The organism is Paenibacillus sp. J53TS2 (assembly GCF_018403305.1).
Lineage (GTDB): Bacteria > Bacillota > Bacilli > Paenibacillales > Paenibacillaceae > Fontibacillus > Fontibacillus rhizolycopersici.
Map to the genome: position 1 here is coordinate 49,337 of NZ_BOSK01000011.1, position 20,225 is coordinate 69,561.

A 20,225-nucleotide genomic window follows, 5' to 3' on the forward strand; every position below is an offset into this window, starting at 1 on the left:
ATGAAGTTTATGGTGCAGGATCAAGCATTTTACCGCAGTTTTTTCAGACTCACCTGGATCATTGCGCTGCAAAATGTCATTTCCTTTGGCGTGAACTTATCGGATAATATCATGCTTGGCGGATACAGCGAATCGGCTTTATCCGGGGTAGCCCTTGCGAATCAGCTCCAATTCCTGTTGCAGATGGTCGTCATGGGCGTAGGCGAGGGCGTGGTAATTCTGTCGTCGCGAGCCTGGGGGGCACGGGACATGACAACCATCAAGAGGGTTGCCAGCATCGGAATGCGCCTCGCACTAGCTCTTGCCTTGGTACTTTGGCTGGCCGTGTTCTTGTTCCCTCATGGGTGTCTGTCCTTGTTCACGAACGAGGACAGCGTCATCGCCGAAGGGGCCAAGTATTTACGAATCATCGGCTTCTCATATCTCTTTTTTGCGGCGACCAATCTACTGTTGGCTTCTTTACGCAGCGTAGAAACGGTCAGAGTCGGATTTATTCTCTCTCTGTCGACGTTAATCATCAACGTCTGCCTGAACTATTTGCTGATTTACGGGCATTTCGGCTTCCCCGCATGGGGCGTCCGCGGCTCCGCGGCGGCGACGTTAACGGCCCGAATCATCGAGCTAGCGATCGTATTGGTGTATCTGAAACGAGTGGATCGGAAAATCAATTTTGCGCTGCGGGATTTCTTCCACTTTGATCGGGTAACGTTTAAACAATACGTCAGCGTCGGCTCGCCGATCCTGATGTCCAATGCGCTCTGGGGACTGGCTATGGCGGTGCAGTCCGGAATTTTGGGACATATGGGGGAAGCGGCGATTGCCGCAAACAGCATCGCAACGACGGTCTTTCAAATCGTCTCGGTCGTGACGTATGCTTCCGCCAGTGCGACGGCCGTCATTATCGGAAAAACGATTGGTGCCGGACATCCGGAGAAAATCAAGCCTTACGCCCAGACGCTGCAGGTGCTTTACTTGATCATTGGTTTGGGGACGGGCGTGGTTCTCTTTTTGATCAAGGATGTGGTGCTGGACTTCTATGCCATATCCCCTGAATCCAAGGCACTGGCTCTCCAATTTATGACGGTACTTTCGATCACGGCGGTAGGCACAGCCTACCAAATGCCGGCGCTGACGGGAATCGTGCGAAGCGGGGGAGATACGAGATTTGTGTTGTACAACGACTTCATTTTCATGTGGTTGATCGTGCTGCCCTCGGCTTTCCTGTGCGCCGCCGTGTTTGGGCTTTCGCCGTTATTGACGTTTATTTGCCTCAAATCCGACCAAATTCTGAAATGCTTCGTAGCCGTTGTAAAGGTGAACCGATATCGCTGGATTCGGACGTTTGGAACACCAGAACCCCAAGGATGAACACAAAAAAAGAATGGACCGCGAGAGTCCGGCAGTTGCCGGTCCTTGGGTCCATTCTTTTCTCGTTTAAAGCGAATTATTTCGATTGTGCGCCGAGCACCGGTTGGTAGCCCGCCGGGATATACGTAACGGCCGTCACTTCAGAAATAACCTGCGGGTAAAATTGTCCGGGTTGAGGTGCCACAACGCGATAGTCGATAATGGCTTTCCCGTCTTTGAATGTGATACTCGAAACTTCCAGGCCGTACCCTGGGTGCGGCGCCATCGCGGTAATCGACACTTTCGTGATGTCGTTCGAGATTTTGTCTGTATTCATCCCGAAGTCGTATAGGCTTCCGGGAACCGGGTTTTCAACGGGTTGACGGTCCTCAATAAACTGCAAGGTCCGGTCAAGCATGCCGGCGGCTTCGCTGCGGGAGACCGGTTGCTTCGGTCCGAAATTCCCCTTTTTATCCAACGTGACGATTTTGGCCTGAAGAAGAGACTGGATGCTGTTCATATAATCTTTGTTGATTTGTTTCTCATCATTGATGTTCAAATATTGCATCGTCCACATGTAATCGCCCTTGGTGCTCAGTCCTTTGAACAGCCAGTGGCTGAACTGCTCCTTCGTCACTTTAGCGGCCGGATTGATGTCCTTGGGAATGTCCAGCCCATAGTAGTTCGCGATGACGAAAGCTTCGGCATACCAGGCGTTATCGTTAACCTTGGTGTAATAATCGCTGGCTTTTGGCATTTTGATGAACCGGATGGTATCGAAGTTCAAGTCCAGCGTTTGAACGATCAGGGAGACGGCGGAAGCGCCGGTCAGTTTCTGGGCCGGATAGTAGCGGCCGTGGAAATCTCCTTTAATGATCCCCCGTTTCTCGAGGCGTTCGATCGCTTTCTGCTCCTTGTCGCCCTTAATATCATTAAAGGCCGAGGCGGTGCCGCCGAACATCAGGGTGAATACAATCACCATCAGCAGCGTCAGCTTCGGAAATTTGGATAACGTTTTTTTCGTTTTCATTCGCAATTCCCTCCTGGAACCATAGTTAGTTAAACGCAACATATCCGCCGGGTTGCTTCACTGTTCAGCAGCGCCCGACGAGGCGAGGCTTAAGTGTCAATTCCCTCCTCCCGGATACGGTTTGATTTAACCCTTTGACGCAGGAAGTGTTAGAGATGTTTCACTTGATCTTCAATTTTTTGCGAGATCCTTAGGAAATCAACCCTGCGTGGCGCAGCCCTTGGCGAATCCCGCCTTCATCCACGGAGGCGGTGACGTAATTGGCGAAAGGCAGCAAGTCCGGATGGGAATTGCCCATGGCGATGCCAAGTCCAACCTCCTGCAGCATTTCCTTGTCGTTCAAACCGTCGCCGAAAGCTACGGCCTCGGAAAGGGGGATGCCAAGGCGCTCCAGCATAGCCGCGATACCAACGGCTTTAGACCCGCCGCGGATCGTCACGTCCATGGCTTTCGGGTGCCAGCGGATCAGGCGCAGATCGTCGAACTGCCCCTCATACAGAGACTCATCCTGCTCTTCACAGTGCAAGAACGCTTGAAACACCGGGGCCTTGCTCCAGAATTCGGGATCGAATCCCGGATGCTCTACCTTTAAGGAATCGATGGACTCGACGATAAACGGGTGAGCATCGGTATTGGCGTAGTAACGTTCATGTCCCTGAAACACGAGCGGATGCTGATGGCGTCCAGCTAGTTCAACCAGCTTACGGAGACTTTGCGGGGGCAGAGTGCGCTGGTACAGCGGCTCCCCCCGGTATACGACGTAAGCGCCGTTCAGACTGACGAAGGATTCGATGTGCAGCAGCTTCGCGATCGGTTCAAAAAAGTACGGCGCCCGCCCGGTCGCAATGACCGGCTCGATGCCGTTCGCTTTCAATTCGGCGATGGCCTTGATCGTATCCTCAGGCACCTGCTTGTCCTCGTTCACCAGGGTGCCGTCGATATCGAAAAAGGCGATTTTGTAGTTGTTGTTCATTTGAAAAGCTCCTATCCGTTCGTAATTTTATTTATCTATAAAAATAGTCTAACATGCGGGCGCAAGCCGGTCATAATCCTCCGTTCCTCTTGTACAGAAAGCGTTGTCAAGCTATACTGTGAGCGATGGCCCGGCGACTGCGGTTGCAGTCAAGCCGGACGGTGAAATCAAACCCTATTGTGGAGAGGAAGAGATCAATGCCGGTTATCGACATGCCTTTGGACGAATTACGCAAGTACAGGGGAATCAATCCGAAGCTTCCGGATTTCGATGCTTACTGGGAAGTCGCGCTGCGCGAGATGCGTGCCGTTGATCCGCAGGTACGTATCGAAAAGGCCGATTATCAGCTGCCGGGCGTGGAATGTTATCATCTTTATTTTACCGGAGTCAAGGGAGCGCGCATTCACGCCCAATATGTGCGTCCGGCGAAATTCGAAGGCCCCGCCCCGGCCGTAGTCCTGTTTCACGGCTATTCCGCGAATTCCGGCGACTGGAGCGAGAAGCTGGGATATGCTTCGCTGGGCTTCCACGTGTTCGCCATGGATTGCCGCGGACAGGGAGGTAAGTCGGAAGACGTCGGCGGGACGATCGGAAATACGCTGCAAGGGCATATCATCCGCGGGGTGGACGGCGATCCGCAAAACATGCTGTTCCGCCATATTTTCCTGGATGCCGTGCAACTGACGGGCATCGTCATGGACCTGTCGGAGGTGGACGAGAACCGCGTTGGCGTGACCGGTTGGTCGCAAGGCGGCGGGATCACGTTGGCCTGCGCCGCGCTCGAGCCGCGTGTTCGCCGGGCGGCCCCAGTCTATCCATTCCTGTCCGACTACCGTCGGGTGTGGGAGATGGACTTAGCCCGGAACGCTTACGAGGAGCTGCGGCTGTATTTCCGCCGCTTTGATCCGCAGCATGAGCGGGAGGAAGAGCTGTTCGCCAAGCTGGGATATATCGACGTGCATCATCTGGCGAGCCGCATTCAAGCCGAAGTGCTGATGGGGGTTGGATTGATGGATGAGATTTGTCCGCCATCCACCCAATTTGCAGCCTACAACGCGATTTCCTCGCCGAAGAAGCTGGAGATCTTCCCGGACTTCGGTCACGAAGGATTGCCGGGCATGCCCGATAAGATCGTCCAGTTTATGCTTGGTTTGTAAGAAAAAGCCGTCCAGGAGTCTGCGACTCCTTGGGCGGCTTTCCGCTTTCGTGATAAAGTAAGGACTACACCGTGAAGCCGGAGGTCATGTCCTGCAGCTTTTGCGCCATCCGCGACAACTGGTCCGCGGTGTGATCGATTTTCACGTGATTGTCCCCCTAGGTATGTACTCGTATAATGGATGATGTAGCTCATTGTAGCTGGGACGACTGAATCCAGTATGAATGACAACTGAAAGTTTTACTGAAAAGAAAAGCGAGGGGGTTGTTCCGTTGGCGCTGGAAATTGAACGCAAGTTTCTGCTGCCGGCGTATCCGGAGCATTTGATTCGGAAGGGAGAGCTTATTGTCCGGTCGGAACATGCGATCGACCAGACTTATTTGGCCCTTCATGAGGATCAGGAGCTGCGGGTTCGCAGAATCGAGGATTTGCGTACCGGAGAGATTCAATATACGCATACGTTCAAACGAGGGTTCGGCTTGTCCCGGGAAGAAGTGGAGGTATCCATTTCGGAGGGAATGTACGCCCAGATCACCGGGGTTCATCAGGCGGTTCCTCTGACCAAACGGCGGGTGACGGCCGAATGGGACAAGCTTACGGTGGAAATCGACGTCTACGACCAGATCGATTTTATCGTGCTGGAAGTCGAATTCGGATCGGAAGAGGAAGCACGGGCTTTTGTGGCCCCGGACTGGTTCGGGCCGGACATCAGCACCGACAAGCGATACAGCAACAAGAAGGTGTGGAGCGATTTGCAGCGCAGCAAAAAAGAGACCTGAAGTCCTCAGGTCTCTTCGTTTCATGCAGGGTATCGTCTATTCCAGCGCCAATCCGCCGTTGCCGTCGCGCAGCAGGAAGCGGTAGTTATTGCGAATGAACTCAAGTACCTTGTCGCAGATGATCCGGTGGCCGTCTTCGTTCGGGTGAATGCCGTCCGAGCAAAGAAATTTCGTATAATCGGGATGCTCCAGAAACGCGCCGCGCACGTCGATGAATTTGGTTTTGGTCATCTCCGAGACCTTCAGGATCGTCGAATTGTAGCGTTCCTGCCACCAATAAATCTTCGTGACACTTCCAAGCCATTTCAGGATGTTCTTCTCCGCCTCCGGGTCGTTACGGCTGACCCATTGAAAATACTTGTCGGCGTTCAGCGGCGGCAAGCTCATCAGGACCGGGACGATCTGCTGGCTCTTAACGAATTGGATCGCTTCCGTCAGCATTTTTTCGAACAGATTAAAGTCGGTTTTCGGGCTGTGTTCTCCGTCTGGACGTTCAGCAATCTCGTTCCAGTTGAAATCGCAGTCGTTGCCGCCGTATTCGATCAGCACGATGTGGGGCTTATCCTTCTCTACGTCCTTCTTGAGGTTCGTGAGCCCCTTCATTAACGTGTTGCCGAAACGGGCGGTATTGTGTACCGCGCCCTTCAGTTTCTGCTGTAAGAGCGAAACGTAATTGTTCTCCAGTATGACGTATTTATGGCGTTGTTCGTCATAAATGACGCCTTTGGAGATGGAGTCCCCGCTGACCATGTACTTGATTTCATTTTTGGAAAAAAACTTGCTGTCGTAGATCACAGTCTCACCTCTCTCAGGCCTCGAAACTTAAGGTTTCCAGGTATAATGAATGGAATTCATGACGTTTCATTTCGTTACATCTATTGTAGATTAGTTTTCGCGCCTAGTGCAAGTAAGTTGTTCCTAATCGGAACGAATTTGTTTTAGCGTTCGAAAGTGGACAAGGGTGACAGGGAATGAGAGAATACGGGTAAAGCGACCATAACAAAGGGAGGAAATCACTTTGATACGTTTCGCCACGATTGGAACGAACTGGATTACGGAGCGTTTTATTCAGGCGGCTTTGGAAACGGAGCAATTTGCCTTAACGGCGGTTTACTCCCGGACCGAGCAGAAGGGCAAGGAATTTGCCGCCAAGTTCGGCGATCCTCAGGTATATACCGACTTGGAGGCCCTGGCATCCAGCTCCGACATTGATGCCGCCTACATCGCCAGCCCGAATTCATTACACGCCGAGCAGGCGATCCTGCTGATGGATCACGGCAAGCATGTGTTATGCGAGAAGCCGATGGCCTCGAACGCAGCGGAAATCCGGCGGATGATCGAAGCGGCGCGCCGCAACGACGTGCTGCTGATGGAGGCGCTCAAATCCACGCTGATGCCGAATTTCCGGGCGGTCCATGACAATTTGTACAAAATCGGCCGGGTACGGCGTTATTTTTCAAGTTACTGCCAGTATTCTTCGCGGTTTGACGCGTTTAAGCAAGGCAAGGTATTGAACGCTTTTAACCCCGCGTTTTCTAACGGTGCCTTGATGGATCTCGGCATCTACTGCATCTACCCGATGGTGACGCTCTTCGGTAAACCGGAATCCGTGCAAGCCTCCGCCGTGATGTTGTCCTCGGGCGTTGATGGAGAGGGCAGCCTGATCGTGCGGTACCCGGATATGGACGGCGTGATCATGTATTCGAAAATTACCGATTCCTATTTGCCGACGGAAATCCAGGGGGAGAACGGGACGATCGTGATCGATCGGATCAACCAGCCTTATGAGGCAAAAATCCTGTACCGCGACGGGACGACGGAGGAGTTGACGCGCTCCCAGCCGCAGGAGTCGATGTATTACGAGGCTATGGAGTTTATCGACCTGGTTAAAAACGGACAGCGGGAGAGCCAGATCAATACGCATACGCGTTCGCTGGCTGTCGCCGAACTGATGGAGGAAGCCAGACGCCAGTTCGGGCTGCGGTACGCGGCGGATGAAGCTTAAGGTGTCGGTGCTTCGTCCGATCAAGATCAAGCAGCGACCCGATTCCCGAGGACCCAAGCCGGATGATTCCGGGTTGGGTTTTTGCTTTTGATCGTTCGGCCTGAGGCAAAGCGAGGGGGCTGGTGATGGTCCTTTTGCGGCGCTTTGCACCATTATCCCCTTCGCTCAGGTTGGAACGAAGCAGGCTAGCTTGGGGGGGCCTGATTCCTTGACATCCTGCACCATCCCATCACCACACTATGCAAACTTCGCAACCAGCCATCTTCGTACCATGCAATTTTCGCGCCATGCATACTTCGCACTCTGCCATCTTCGTACCATCAAACTTCGCGCCATGCCATGCACGCACCTGAACGATGGACGCCCCTGAACGAAAGGGATAATCGTGCAAAGCGGCCCCAAGAGCATATCATAAATTTTGCCATATCCTGGAACCTGCCTAAATTTCTCATTGCAACCGTTTACACCCTTGAGATAGGATAATCGAAGAGGTGAACAGGATGATCAAGGACAAGAAATGGCTGGCCGGCATGATGATCTGCATCGTCGTTTTGGTCTATTTGTTTATCGGCTTTGCCCGCTATTCCGGGAAAATCGGCAGCATCGTCAAGGAGCTGCAAGGGCAGCCCGCGAGCGGCGAGTCGCGTTATCATATCGTATTGATCGAGCAGGAGCGTTACCATCCTTATTGGGAAATGGTGGAGAAAGGCGCGGCGGAGGCGGCGGAGAAATACGGCATCGACATCGAGTTTACGGGGCCGGTGCGCAACAACATGGAAGAGCAACTGAACCTATTGGAAAAAGCGATCGCCGCCCGCGTCGACGCGATTATCGTGCAGGGACTGAACGAAGAGCGGTTCACTCCGGTGATCGACAAGGCGGTCCGACGCGGGATTCCCGTCGTGACGATCGACACCGACGCACCGGATAGCAAGCGGCTGGCTTATGTCGGCACCGACAATTTGGCCGCCGGCGAACGTCTGGGCCGTCTTGTCGTGGAGACGACCGGCGGTACCGGGAAGATCGGCGTGATCATCGGCAGCGATCAGGCCGCGAACCAACTGCAGCGATTGGACGGGCTGAAAAGAATCGTCGCCGAGCATGAGGGGCTTGAGATTGTCGACGTCCGCAGCTCGAACATCTCTCATATGGAGGCAATCCAGCAGGCAGCCAATATGCTCCGGAAGCATCCGGAGATCAACATTATGGTCGGCACGAGCGCGACCGACGCCCTCGGCGTCCTGCAGGCCGCCAAAAACCGCAATGACTTGACGATCATCGGCTTCGACAATCAGAAGGAAACGCTGGAGGCAATTCGCAAGGGCGAGATCGAGGCGACGGTCGCGCAGCAGCCTTTTTTGATGGGGGATACAGCCGTTCGACTGCTCTATGAGCACTTCAAAGGAAAACCGCTGAAGAAGAAGTACTTCACGGAAGTGAAAGTGCTGGATGCACGAAATGTGGAGGAGGGGGAGAGCTTATGAGCATCCGCCGCAAGCTGTTTCTGTTCATTCCGCTGCTGGTGCTGGTCATGAGCTCGGTGTCCTTCTTTCTATTCCAAAGCGGAAAGAACGTGCAGGAAAGCTATCATCTGATGATGAAGCGCATTTTGCTGTATAAAGAAATCTCCTATGAAGTAGGGGAGAATATGCGGTCGATGAACCGCTTCATCATGCAGATGGATACTGAAAGCTTGCCTGAAGTGGTCAAGCACTTGAACGCCGTCAAAACCTTGAGGTCCGATCTGGACGGGCTTCGAACGATCGGTGGGAGCGATCTGGCCCTAGCCAATTACCGCAACCTCATCGATACGTTCCTGGAGCAGGCCGAGGCGATGATCGAGAAGATCAGCTATGAGGATTCCGATACGATGGCCGGGGCCTATATCGAAGCGGAGCAGACTCAGCGCTTTATCCGCGAGGAGGCGCAGGAGCTGGTCGATTTGGAACTGGAGCAGTACAAGCCGATCTACGAAGAGATGATGTATACAACCGGCGAGCTGAACAAGTTGGGCATTTTGCTGGTGGTGACCGCGGCGGCCTTCAGTATCCTGCTTGCCATCTGGCTGTCGCGCAGCATCACGAATCCGATCCGCCGGCTGGTCGCGACTGCTAAACAGATTTCCAAGGGTCGGATGGACACCAAAGCGCCGGAAAGCGACAGCAACGATGAGATCAGCATTTTGTGCCGCGCGTTTAACGGGATGATCGATAACATCCAGCAACTGATGGCCGAGAACATTAACAATCTGGAGAAAGACCGGCTGGTCAAGGAGCTGGAGTTGAAGACGCTGCAAAGCCAGATCAATCCGCATTTTCTCTTCAATACGCTGAATTCCATTTCCAAGCTGGCTTATCTCGAAGGGGCTGCCAAAACCAGCGATCTTGCCGTTTCCGTGTCGCGTCTGCTTCGTTACAATTTGCAGAAGCTGGACCAGGCGGTACCGCTTCGCGAGGAGGTGGCCCATGTCACCGAATACATGAACATCCAGAAGGCGCGGTTCCGCGATCGGATCGCTTTCGTGATCAACATCGACGAGCGCGCGTTGGACGGGAGGATTCCTTGCTTGACCCTGCAGCCGATATTGGAGAACGCCTTCGTGCACGGGATTGAACAGATGGAAGAAGGGGCCGTGCTGGAGCTGGTGATCCGACTCGGCGGGGAGGACAAGGTCGAGATCGAAATCCGCGACAACGGCGTCGGCATGAGCCGTGAAACGGTGAATACGCTGCTGCAATCGGTGCGCGGGGACGCGCCGCGGTTCGGCGGCAAAGGGCAATCGACGGGTCTGGGCACGCATAATGTGTTCAAGCGGCTGCATTTATTTTTTGACGGGCAGGAACGCATCGCCATCGACAGCGAAGAAGGGGCCGGAACGGCCGTCAGGTTTACGCTGCCTCTTCGCACGAGCATGGAATAGAACGGGGAACGGGGGAAACCAAGGTGTATACTTTGTTGATTGCGGACGACGAAGCTTTGGAGCGGGAAGGCCTGGAATTGATGATCGGTCATGCGATGCCGGATACGTTCCGTTTTCTTCATGCAGAGAACGGGCGACGGGCGATCCAGTTGGCGGAGGAAGGGCGGCCGGATTTTATCTTTATGGATATCAAAATGCCGGGGATCCAAGGCCTGGAGGCGGTGCGGGAAATTATGGCGCGGCAGCCGGGAGCGAAGGTTGTGATGATTACGGCGCATGATTATTTCGCCTATGCGAAGGAAGGGTTGGCACTTGGCGTACGGAATTATTTGCTGAAGCCGGCGCGGCGGGAAGAGGTGCTGGACGTGCTAAAGGGTCTGATCGCCGAAACCGAGGAGGCGAAGCGTGTCCGGGATGAGCAATTGGCGCTACAGGAGAAGTTGTCGCAGTTGCTGCCGCTGGCAGAGAACGAGCTATCATTGATGTTGATGTTGGAATATGCGCAAGAGGTCGAAGCCGACCAATTGGCGGGGATGCTGAACCTCCAGTGGCGCAAGGGGTACGCGATGGTGTTGTCGTTCGCGAAGCACACGCCGAAGGAATGGGCCAGCTTCCAAGTGGCCAAGAAGGAGATTTACGACGCCGTCAAGCAATGGGTGAAGCCGGGGTTGTCCTGTATTGTCAGCCCGGTAGTCGGGCACCAGATGGCGTTGTTTGTTCCGTTTCCGCCGGGACGACCGGGTTATACGCAGCGGGTCATCGCGCTGGAATGGGGCGAGCGGCTGCGCAGCCAGGTTGAGGAGCGGTTCGGGCTACCGATCTCGGTTGGCATCGGTTCGATTCGCGAGGGCTGGGACGGGTTGAGCCGCTCCTACCGGGAAGCCGTGCGCGTCTGCGCGGACGAACAGGATATCGTCAGCGTCCGGCATTACGATGATATCGCCGAAAGCTCGGGCCGTCCGGCGATCCCTCTGGACGAGGAGAAGAAGCTGCTCGATGCGCTGCTGCGGCACGACAAGCCCGAAGTCACCGAACGCTTCGCCCAGCTGTTTGAACGCCTGGAGGCGGCCGAGCCGCGGCATTATCCGCGCCTGCGCGGCGACGTGATTGGTTTGCTCCTGTATTTGAGCCGCGGCGTTGAAGCGGGAGATGGCCCGGATTTAATCGAGGACTTAAGCGCATGCGAAGATCCGGCATCGCTGCGCGCGAGCGCGTTGCGCCGGCTTGGCGGCTGGATCGACGGACTGCGGGAGCGGAAAGAACGCAGCCGCTCGCATGTGCTGCAGCGGGCCATCTTGTTCGTCAGCCAGCGATTCAAGGAAGAGATCTCGATGGAGCAAACGGCGGAATACGTCAATCTCAGTCCGTATTATTTCAGCAAATTGTTCAAGCTGCAAACGGGAGAGAATTTCAGTGATTACTTAACTCGCCTGCGGATCGAGGAGGCGAAGCGGTTGATTGCCGAGCGCTCCTTAAGCTTGAAGGAGATTTGTTACGAGGTGGGCTACAAGGACCCGAATTACTTCAGCCGGGTGTTCAAAAAATCCGTCGGCATCACCCCCAGCGAGTATCGCCAGCAAACCGAATGAGCCTGTCCGGTCTTTAAGTCCTTGTCCCAGACAAGGACTTTTTTGTTTTTTCTACACAAAAAAATCCAGTGAAAGCAGCGGGAATGAAAGCCTTTACATCCCGCAGCAAGGGAGTGCAGGCACAGCGCAAAGAAGTGCAGGCTTTGACCGGACCGTAGGGATGAGGGCGGTGCTAAGATAATTTTGTAAGCGCAATCAATAAACGATTATGTAAAGAAGGGGCGTAGGCATAGTGAAAAAACACAGTCATTTTGTACGGTTAAGCTTGGCGGCCATTTTATTGGCTTCCTCCCTGGCAGGCTGCGGGGTTGTATCGGACGGCAGCTCAAACAGCGGGAGCACGAAGAACAATACGGGCAGCGCGGCTGGAGGCAAGGACGACAAAATCGTCATCGGGATGTCGATGGATACCCTGAAGGAAGAGCGGTGGCAGAAGGACCGGGATCTATTCACCGCCAAAGTCGAAGAGCTCGGCGGCGAAGTGAAGGTGCTTGCGGCTAACGGTGACGATGCTACGCAACTGAGCCAAGCGGAACAATTGATTTCGCAAGGCGTCGACGTGTTGGTGGTTATTGCGCACAATGCCGAAGCAACCGCGCCGATTGTGGAAAAAGCGCATAAAGAGGGCATCAAAGTGATCGCGTATGACCGACTGATTAAAAACTCGGATGTCGACTACTACATCTCCTTCGATAACGTCCGGGTCGGCGAGTTCCAAGCCCGCGCCGTCATGGAAGCGGCACCGAAGGGCAATATCGTTTACATCGGCGGCGCGGACACTGACAACAACGCGCACATGTTTAAAGAAGGCGCCATGAGCGTGCTGAAACCGCTGGAGGAGAAAGGCGACATCAAGATCGTTTATGACCAGTTCTCCAAAGACTGGAAGCCGGAAGAAGCGCTGAAGAACATGGAAAACGCGCTGACCGCCAACAACAATGACGTACAAGGCGTAGTCGCCGCGAACGACGGCACGGCCGGCGGGGTCATCCAGGCGTTGACTGCCCAAGGCATGGCCGGCAAGATCCCGGTATCCGGGCAGGATGCAGACTTGGCCGCCGTTCAACGGATCGCCGAAGGCACCCAGCTGATGACAGTGTACAAACCGATCAAATCGATCGCTACCACGGCTGCGGAAATGGCTGTCTCGGCTGCTAAAGGCGAGGAAGTCAAAGCCGACAAGACCGTCAATAATGGCAAGATCGACGTGCCTTCCGTGTTGCTCGATCCGATTCCGGTCGACAAGAACAGCCTGAACGTTGTGATCGAAGATGGGTTCCACAAGCTGGAAGACGTGTACAAAAACGTGCCGAAGGATCAATGGCCTAAGCAATAAATCAGGGCAGAAGCGGCGAAAACCAGGGAGCGTTCGGCGTTCCTTGGTTTCGCGCTTTCCGCCGATCCTTAGGCTAAAGAAGGAGAGCTAAGCCTATGCATGTATTGGAAATGGTGAATATCAGCAAAGAGTTTCCGGGCGTAAAAGCCCTCGACCGCGTGAACTTTAAGGTGCGCAAAGGGGAAATCCACGCGCTCTGCGGCGAGAACGGGGCGGGCAAGTCAACGCTGATGAAAGTGCTGAGCGGTCTGTATCCAGCCGGCACGTATAGCGGAGACATCGTCATCGGCGGCGAGAAGAAACAGTTCCACAACATTACCGATGCGGAAAAAGCCGGCATCGCCATCATTCACCAAGAACTGGCGCTCGTAAAGGAGATGACGGTGGGCGAGAACATTTTCCTCGGGGCGGAACCGACGAAACGCGGCGTGATCCAATGGGATGAGCTGTACCACAATGCAGCCCAGTGGCTGAAGCGGGTCGGACTCCAAATTTCCCCGGACACGAAAATCGGGAGTCTCGGCATCGGCCAGCAGCAGCTGGTGGAGATTGCCAAGGCGCTGTCCAAGCATACGCAGATCTTGATCCTGGATGAACCGACGGCCGCTTTGACGGAAAGCGAAGTGGCGATTCTCATGGGCATCCTGAACCAACTGCGCAGCGAAGGGGTGTCTTGCGTTTATATCTCGCACAAAATGCCGGAGGTGTTTGCTCTGGCCGACTCGATTACGGTGCTTCGCGATGGGCATACGGTGGCGACGCTGGAACGCAAGGACACCAATGACGACCAAGTCGTGTCGCTGATGGTAGGACGGGAGTTGACCGAACGATACCCGCGGGTGGAACATCGCCCGTCGGATACCGTGCTGGAAGTTAAGAATTATAATGTGTGGCATCCGGAGAAGCGAAACCAGAAGGTGATCAAGGACGTCAATTTCCAGGTTCGGAAAGGCGAAATTCTTGGCATTGCCGGTTTGATGGGCGCTGGTCGGACCGAGCTCGTCAGCAGCCTGTTTGGCGCTTACGGCGGACGGGCGACGGGTGAGGTCTTCGTTGACGGCAAACCGGTGCGTATCCGCTCCGTCGCCGACGCCATCCGCGCCGGGCTTGCCCTCGTTAGCGAGGATCGCAAACGCCAAGGGCTAGTTATGGGAATGGATGTCAAGACGAATACGACGATGGCCACCATGGCCAAAGTTTCGAAGTTAGGCGTGATTAACGACAACGAGGAAATTCGCTGGGGCCTCAAGTATGTGCATGATTTGAAGACGAAAACCGCATCTCTGGAAACCCCTGTCGGCACGTTGTCCGGCGGGAACCAGCAGAAGGTCGTCGTCGGAAAATGGCTGATGTCCGACCCGAAAATCCTTATCATGGACGAACCGACCCGCGGCATTGATGTCGGGGCGAAATACGAGATTTATCATCTGATGAATCAGCTGGTCGATCAGGGCGTGGCCATCATCATGATCTCCTCGGAGCTTCCGGAGGTGCTCGGCATGAGCGACCGGATTCTGGTGATGAGCGAAGGCAAATTCGTCCGGGAATTCGACTGGCGCGAGGCGACCCAAGAAAATATCATGCAAGCCGCTACGGGAGGGAAATAAACATGGAGCTTCAAAAGGAAATCGGAAAACAAACGGACGGCTCAGCCGTAAAAACGACGCTATGGGGCAGCCTGTTCGGTAAAATGGACGTGCGGGCTTACACGATGGTGGGAGCACTGGTGCTGATCTGGGTACTGTTCGGCCTGCTCGACCCGACATTTTTGACGGCGCGGAACCTGTCTAATCTCTTTACGCAAATGTCCGTGACCTCGATTCTGGCGATCGGCATGGTGCTGGTCATCGTCGCAGGACACATCGACCTGTCGGTCGGTTCGATCGTGGGATTGACCGGCGGGATTGCCGCGATTTTCAGCAATTGGCTGGAGCTGCCGGCGATTGTCGTCATTATCGGTACACTGGCGGCCGGTGCCGTACTCGGTTTGCTGCAGGGCTGGCTGGTTGCTTATAAAATGATTCCCGCCTTTATCGTGACGCTGGGGGGCATGCTGGTATTCCGTGGCACGCTCATGGGCGTGACCGAATCGATGACGATTCCGGTCTCGGACAAGGTGCTTGCGCTGCTTGGGAATGCGTATTTTGCCCAAGGCTTCGGCATTACCCTCGGCGTGTTAGCCATCGGCCTGATTGTTTGGAGCACGCTCCGCAAACGCCGTTCCCGGCAGAAATACGGCTTCGAAGTGGCGCCGTTCGCCGTGGACGTGATCAAGATGGCCGCGCTCTCTCTGCTGGTCGTCGCCTTCGTGCTCGTCATGAATGCCTATAAGGGGATTCCTTTCCCGATCATCTTCGTCATCGTGCTGGCCGCCATTTTCTTCTTCCTGTCCACGAAAACGACCTTCGGCCGGCACATTTACGCAATCGGCGGCAACCTGGAAGCGGCCCGTCTGTCCGGCATCAACATCCGCCGCAAAACGATGAGCGTCTTCCTGCTCAGCGGCTTGCTCGCCTCGATCGCTTCGATCGTCCTGACGTCGCGTCTCGCCTCGGCGACAATTACCGCCGGGAACATGGCGGAAATGGACGCCATCGCGGCCTGCGTCATCGGCGGAACGTCGCTGATGGGCGGCGCGGGTACGGTGCTTGGCGCCTTGATCGGCGCGCTCGTTATGACTTCGCTCGATAACGGGATGTCGCTGATGGGGCTGGAGTCGTTCTGGCAATATGTGGTTAAAGGTTCGATCCTCGTCTTTGCTGTTTGGCTGGACATTTCGAATCGGCGCAAAGGGTTGAGATAAGAAGTTTGTATGAAAACAAACGGCACTTCTTTGGAGCTAGGCCCCTGTTGAGGGGAACTCCTTGGAAGTGCCGTTTTGCTTTTTATTGATAGGTGACGATCAGCGCGTTGCTGATTTTGCGGCCCGGCGGGGTCAGGTATTTGCCGTTGTAATAAAGACCGCTAGAGGCGCCGCCATCGAGGTTCATCGCCTGGTACGCGCCGGCCTGCTTCATGATTTCCGCGAGCTGCGGAATCGTAGCGCCGCCGGAAGTCAGCAGGATCAGCTTATGGTCACGCGTGAGACCTAAGGCGCTGCGGGCACCGCCTCCGGTAAGGATTTTCGGATCCTTGAAGCCTTCCGCCTTGACGTCAATCGCGACTTTTCCATTGACCACAAGGCGCGGCCCGGCTTGGAGCGCTCCCTCCATCGTGCCTGCGCCAAAGGCATCGTTGAAGTCCGCGCCGGGAATCAACCGCGCCAAGAGATTCGAGTCATAGGTGAAAATGGTGCGCTTGTCGCCGGAGGCCTTCATCTTCAGCTCGCCGCCGCTGACGATGTAGCCGTAAGGGGCTTTGTACGCTTCATTCGTGTAAGCGTTGAAGAATGTGCCGTTGACGGCGACGACGGCCTTATGGCGTTTGGCGAGGCTGCTCAGCTCCTCGACCTTCCCGACGGTGTCCCCGGCGAGCGCGACCTTCAGGCGGACCTTCGGATCCATCAGCGAGATGGTGACCATCTGCACGGAGAAGGAGCGTCCGCCGACCTTAAACGTCTTGCGCTCGCTGACGATCGCTTTCCCGGCGCCGGCGGTGCTGGCCGTGCCGCGGTTTGCGTACGGCAGGGTCAAGCGGGCATCGCCTTGGCCGAGGCTGACCGCGCCGGCGGTTTTGTCCCATTCCGCCGGGAGTTGGAACGTGGCGCTGACGAACTGCAGCGGCACGTAGGTCGCGCCGGCTTCGGTGAACGGCGCATCGGTCAAGGTGATCGGCTCGCCGTTCACCTCAGCTTTGGCGGAGCCGACTCGTAAGATCGCGGTGGTGGCTTCGCCCTGCGCGAGCGTCAATTGCTGCCGGGACGCATCCCACTGGATCTGGATGCCATCCAGTCCGTTTAAGGCCCGGCTGGGCACGAAGGCATGTCCGCTGGCGGCATCCAGCAGGACGACGTTCTTGGCGGGCGCTGCCGTGGCTGCGGCGGACGCCGGGGCGGGGGCTAGGCTGCTGCCGGCGGGGATCAGGCAGACCAGGGCAAGCCCTAGAGCGAGCAGGCGTTTCGCGAGGCTGCGCAGAGAAGTTCCAGTTCCAGTTTCAGTTTCGGTTTTAGTTCTAGTACTTCTAGTTCGGTTCATCAAGATGGTTTTCTCCTTCTATGTAGGGTTGTGAGGTTTGTTTCTTTATGTAATATCGGAAATGTATTCGATTTTTCATATACAAAGTGGGGCTGGCGGCAAAAAATCCGCATTCTATACGATTTTTCATATAGATTCCGGGTAGAACTCTTGCTGGTGTGCAAATCTATATGAAATTTCATATAGATTCCCTTGAAACCGTCGGAAACGCTGAAATGTATTCGATTTTTCGAATACATTTGGTGCGAAGGGGTGGGGGGAGTGGGGCCGCATTACGCCATAGATCAATGGTGCGAGGGGAGGGGGACGCATTACGCATAGATCAATGGTGCGAGGGGAGGGGGGCTGCATTACGCCATAGATCAATGGTACGTGAGAAGTGCAGCCGCATCCGCAAAAAAACTACGGTGCAAGGGCAAGCCCCTAGCACCGCAGATCATCCGCCGTCACGTTTACCGCATATATAGCCTGCGGTAATACTCCTCCAGCATCCGCTGCGTCGAGAACGCCTCGCGGGTCGTTTCGATGCTGCGCCGCATCATCTGCACCCAGCGGGGGCGATCCTCGTAGTAGGTCGGCACGACCCGCTTCAGCAGCGTGTCGTAGAGCGCTTCGCCGTCGTGCCGGTCGAGCTCGCCCGGATCGGCCGACTCGAAGCCGCCGCCGATTTGCCAGCCGTTCTCGCCGTCTAGGCAGGCCTCCGGCCACCAGCCGTCGAGGACCGAGCAGTTTAGCACGCCGTTGACGGCGGCTTTCATCCCCGAGGTGCCGCTCGCTTCCAGCGGCCGGCGCGGATTGTTCAACCAAACGTCCGCACCGCGGGTCAGCTTGGCGCCGATCGTCATGTCGTAGTTCTCCAGAAACACGACGCTGCCGGGGTACTGCTTCATCATCGCCACCAGGTTGCTGACGATCTGTTTGCCGGTATCGTCGTTCGGATGGGCTTTGCCCGAGAACACGAGTTGAATCCGGCCGGATTCGAGGTAGGGGCCGATCAGGTCCGGCCGGGAGAAGATCAGATCGCTCCGTTTATACGGCGCGGCACGGCGCGAGAACCCGATCAGCAGCCGGTCCGGATCCAGCGCGGCTCCCGAGCGCTCGCGGACCAAATCGATCAGCTCGCGCTTGAGTTCCATATGCGCGGCCCATACATCGCCGCCTTCATCATAAGCGCGGAGCATCCGCGCATCGGCCCAGGTCGGCAGGTGGATCGCGTTCGTGATCCCGATGATCTCCGCCCGTCCGGCCACGTTCTTCCACATGCGGCCTGCGGTCTCCGCATGCAGGGCGGCAACGGCGTTCGCGCGGCGCGCAAGCCGCAGACCGGCGACGGTCATGTTAAACGGGTTGCCGCCGATCCGCTCCATTTGGTCGCGGGTCAACCCGTTAAAGGCGGACATCGCCGCAAGCAGATCCAGCGCATGGGCTTCGTTGCCTTCCTTGACCGGCGTATGGGTCGTAAAGACGACCGTTTCGCGGGTGTCCCGCCAGGCCGATTCGAAGGTGAGTCCGGCCTGCATTTTCTCGCGGATCAGCTCCGTGGCGGCCAAGGCGGCGTGCCCTTCGTTGAAATGATAAACCTCCACCGGGATGCCCAGCGCGCGAAGCGCCTTAACCCCCCCGATACCTAGCACAATTTCCTGGGCAATGCGCTCCTCGCCGAAGCCACCGCCATACAAGCGTGCGGTGATCCAGCCATAGTCGCTCTCCGAAAGGTCTGTGTCCAGCAGATAGAGCGGATTGTTTCCGAACTTTTCCGTTTTCCATACTTTGCAGGGAACCTCGGCGTTTTTTATCGTCACCGTGACCGTCAGGCCGGTATCCTCGAGAAAATCATAATCGTGATCGATAAACGTATCGTAAGGCCGTCCATCCTCGCCGATTCGCTGGTCGGTATAACCTTGCTTCCACTTGATACCGATACCGACGAGCGGTGCGCCAATGTCTTTGGCCCCTTTGATGAAATCGCCGGCCAGAATGCCAAGTCCTCCGGCATACATTTTAAAATCGGAATGAAGACCGTACTCCATGCTGAAATAAGCAACGGTAGGGAGCTGCCTTTCGCTCATGGGAATACCTCCTTTGCGATGCAAACCTCTTGCTGTACTGAAAGCGATTTTCTGCTAACAGTGTAGTCTGGAGGCGGGCGGAAGGTGACAAAAGGGGGGATTTCGTGCGGAAGATTGGGAGAATGGGGAAGGGAAAATAGACCACGAGAAGGTTAAGATGGATCCGATTCATCCGGACGGATGTCGCTGTCGTGGTAAGCCCGCTCCTGCTCCTCGTTAGCGATTGCCTGAATTTCTTCAGAGCCGATATTGATGTACAGGTAGCCGTCCTGGGCCTGCTTCTTCAAAGCGCGTTCTTTAAAAAATTTCGGACTGGCCTCGCCCGCGTCCTCGTCATAGACGAGCAGGATCCCGTCGGTCTTGCGGAACAGCAGCTCGTCCCTGCCAGTGAATTGCCAAGGTCCGAGGTAAGCCTCTTTACTGGCCGCCGCATAGTGGTCGACCTGACGGAGAATTTGCGTATAGTAGTCCTTTTTCTCGTCGCTCCATTTCTCCTCTTGTTGGCTATAGGCGGTGATGATCGAGCATTTCAACTGCGGATACCGCTTTTTTAAATCAAACACCGCTTCGCATGCCCATAGATCCACGCCGTATTGGCCGGGAGTGATGACCCACTCCAGCCCCTCTTCCAGCAAGGGGACAAGGCGATTAGCAATGGCTTGGCGAATATAAGGGATGCCGGGGTGCTTCTGGTTGTAAATGCCGAGTTCATGGGCGCGATAACCGGTGATGAGCAGATTTTTCAAGTGGAAAACTCCTTAAGTTCAGTGGATGAAGCCGGCCGATCATGGCCATGTCCTCTATTATTATACCTTGCCTTTCCTCTCCGGCAAAAATAAAAACACCGCTTCGCGCGGGAGAGGAGCTCCATCGGCTAGGCGGTAGATA

The 20,225-nt window shown here is 55.5% G+C and carries 16 protein-coding genes; 10 read left to right on the forward strand and 6 right to left on the reverse strand.

Annotated elements, in window-relative coordinates; all coding sequences use genetic code 11:
• Nucleotides 1-1,368 (forward strand): MATE family efflux transporter, encoded by a 1,368-nt coding sequence (locus KJS42_RS19785; RefSeq protein WP_213623898.1) that lies wholly within the window; start codon nucleotides 1-3, stop codon nucleotides 1,366-1,368.
• A gap of 76 nt (nucleotides 1,369-1,444) precedes the next feature.
• On the opposite strand, the gene KJS42_RS19790 is transcribed toward KJS42_RS19785, so the two are convergent.
• Together KJS42_RS19790 and KJS42_RS19795 are read right to left on the reverse strand one after the other, a co-directional pair.
• Nucleotides 1,445-2,377 carry an S-layer homology domain-containing protein gene (locus tag KJS42_RS19790; RefSeq protein WP_193415652.1) on the reverse strand — a complete coding sequence of 311 codons (933 nt, stop codon included), beginning with the start codon at nucleotides 2,375-2,377 and terminating at the stop codon, nucleotides 1,445-1,447.
• A 190-nt stretch (nucleotides 2,378-2,567) separates the two neighbouring features.
• The gene (locus KJS42_RS19795) at nucleotides 2,568-3,350 is read right to left on the reverse strand and encodes a Cof-type HAD-IIB family hydrolase (protein WP_213623899.1); all 783 of its coding nucleotides are present in this window, start codon (nucleotides 3,348-3,350) and stop codon (nucleotides 2,568-2,570) included.
• Between the two features lie 197 nt (nucleotides 3,351-3,547).
• On the opposite strand from KJS42_RS19795, the gene KJS42_RS19800 reads away from it, so the two are divergent.
• A complete protein-coding gene (locus KJS42_RS19800; RefSeq protein ID WP_155608297.1) occupies nucleotides 3,548-4,507 on the forward strand; it encodes an alpha/beta fold hydrolase in 960 nt (319 codons plus the stop codon).
• A gap of 271 nt (nucleotides 4,508-4,778) precedes the next feature.
• The gene (locus KJS42_RS19805; RefSeq protein ID WP_155608604.1) at nucleotides 4,779-5,285 is read left to right on the forward strand and encodes a CYTH domain-containing protein; all 507 of its coding nucleotides are present in this window, start codon (nucleotides 4,779-4,781) and stop codon (nucleotides 5,283-5,285) included.
• A gap of 36 nt (nucleotides 5,286-5,321) precedes the next feature.
• On the opposite strand, the gene KJS42_RS19810 is transcribed toward KJS42_RS19805, so the two are convergent.
• A complete protein-coding gene (locus KJS42_RS19810) occupies nucleotides 5,322-6,080 on the reverse strand; it encodes an SGNH/GDSL hydrolase family protein (RefSeq protein ID WP_244868557.1) in 759 nt (252 codons plus the stop codon).
• 226 nt (nucleotides 6,081-6,306) lie between these two features.
• Here KJS42_RS19810 and KJS42_RS19815 point away from each other — a divergent pair, with 226 nt between their 5' ends.
• The 7 genes from KJS42_RS19815 to KJS42_RS19845 all read left to right on the forward strand — a co-directional run bounded on the left by KJS42_RS19815 (nucleotide 6,307) and on the right by KJS42_RS19845 (nucleotide 15,938).
• Entirely contained in the window at nucleotides 6,307-7,290 is a 984-nt protein-coding gene (locus KJS42_RS19815; protein ID WP_280516418.1) for a Gfo/Idh/MocA family protein, read from the forward strand.
• 500 nt (nucleotides 7,291-7,790) lie between these two features.
• Nucleotides 7,791-8,774 carry a sugar-binding protein gene (locus tag KJS42_RS19820; protein WP_244868558.1) on the forward strand — a complete coding sequence of 328 codons (984 nt, stop codon included), beginning with the start codon at nucleotides 7,791-7,793 and terminating at the stop codon, nucleotides 8,772-8,774.
• Complete coding sequence (locus KJS42_RS19825; RefSeq protein WP_155608601.1) at nucleotides 8,771-10,210, forward strand: sensor histidine kinase; 1,440 nt, start codon at nucleotides 8,771-8,773, stop codon at nucleotides 10,208-10,210. Before KJS42_RS19820 ends, KJS42_RS19825 begins: the two co-directional genes overlap by 4 nt.
• 23 nt (nucleotides 10,211-10,233) lie before the next feature.
• Entirely contained in the window at nucleotides 10,234-11,799 is a 1,566-nt protein-coding gene (locus tag KJS42_RS19830; RefSeq protein ID WP_213623901.1) for a helix-turn-helix domain-containing protein, read from the forward strand.
• Between the two features lie 232 nt (nucleotides 11,800-12,031).
• Nucleotides 12,032-13,135, forward strand: a complete 1,104-nt coding sequence (gene xylF, locus KJS42_RS19835) for a D-xylose ABC transporter substrate-binding protein (protein ID WP_213623902.1) — start codon at nucleotides 12,032-12,034, stop codon at nucleotides 13,133-13,135.
• A gap of 95 nt (nucleotides 13,136-13,230) precedes the next feature.
• A complete protein-coding gene (locus KJS42_RS19840; protein ID WP_213623903.1) occupies nucleotides 13,231-14,742 on the forward strand; it encodes a xylose ABC transporter ATP-binding protein in 1,512 nt (503 codons plus the stop codon).
• Nucleotides 14,743-14,744: 2 nt separating this feature from the next.
• On the forward strand, nucleotides 14,745-15,938 hold the full coding sequence (locus KJS42_RS19845) for a sugar ABC transporter permease (protein ID WP_213623904.1): 1,194 nt from the start codon (nucleotides 14,745-14,747) through the stop codon (nucleotides 15,936-15,938).
• An 82-nt stretch (nucleotides 15,939-16,020) separates the two neighbouring features.
• Here the strand turns inward: KJS42_RS19845 and KJS42_RS19850 are convergent, their stop codons facing one another.
• From KJS42_RS19850 to KJS42_RS19860, 3 genes are all read right to left on the reverse strand, one after another.
• Complete coding sequence (locus KJS42_RS19850) at nucleotides 16,021-17,271, reverse strand: phosphodiester glycosidase family protein (protein WP_244868559.1); 1,251 nt, start codon at nucleotides 17,269-17,271, stop codon at nucleotides 16,021-16,023.
• A 449-nt stretch (nucleotides 17,272-17,720) separates the two neighbouring features.
• Nucleotides 17,721-19,337 (reverse strand): alpha-glucan family phosphorylase, encoded by a 1,617-nt coding sequence (gene glgP, locus KJS42_RS19855; RefSeq protein ID WP_213623905.1) that lies wholly within the window; start codon nucleotides 19,335-19,337, stop codon nucleotides 17,721-17,723.
• Nucleotides 19,338-19,489: 152 nt separating this feature from the next.
• Nucleotides 19,490-20,083, reverse strand: a complete 594-nt coding sequence (locus tag KJS42_RS19860) for an SLOG family protein (protein WP_213623906.1) — start codon at nucleotides 20,081-20,083, stop codon at nucleotides 19,490-19,492.
• Nucleotides 20,084-20,225 lie beyond the last annotated feature (142 nt).

Excerpts from the sequence above, each read along its gene's own strand:
- KJS42_RS19785 (WP_213623898.1), top strand. The coding sequence starts at position 1 with ATGAAGTTTATGGTGCAGGATCAAGCATTTTACCGCAGTTTTTTCAGA.
- KJS42_RS19790 (WP_193415652.1), bottom strand. The coding sequence starts at position 2,377 with ATGAAAACGAAAAAAACGTTATCCAAATTTCCGAAGCTGACGCTGCTG.
- KJS42_RS19795 (WP_213623899.1), bottom strand. The coding sequence starts at position 3,350 with ATGAACAACAACTACAAAATCGCCTTTTTCGATATCGACGGCACCCTG.
- KJS42_RS19800 (WP_155608297.1), top strand. The coding sequence starts at position 3,548 with ATGCCGGTTATCGACATGCCTTTGGACGAATTACGCAAGTACAGGGGA.
- KJS42_RS19820 (WP_244868558.1), top strand. The coding sequence starts at position 7,791 with ATGATCAAGGACAAGAAATGGCTGGCCGGCATGATGATCTGCATCGTC.
- KJS42_RS19825 (WP_155608601.1), top strand. The coding sequence starts at position 8,771 with ATGAGCATCCGCCGCAAGCTGTTTCTGTTCATTCCGCTGCTGGTGCTG.
- KJS42_RS19840 (WP_213623903.1), top strand. The coding sequence starts at position 13,231 with ATGCATGTATTGGAAATGGTGAATATCAGCAAAGAGTTTCCGGGCGTA.
- KJS42_RS19845 (WP_213623904.1), top strand. The coding sequence starts at position 14,745 with ATGGAGCTTCAAAAGGAAATCGGAAAACAAACGGACGGCTCAGCCGTA.
- glgP (WP_213623905.1), bottom strand. The coding sequence starts at position 19,337 with ATGAGCGAAAGGCAGCTCCCTACCGTTGCTTATTTCAGCATGGAGTAC.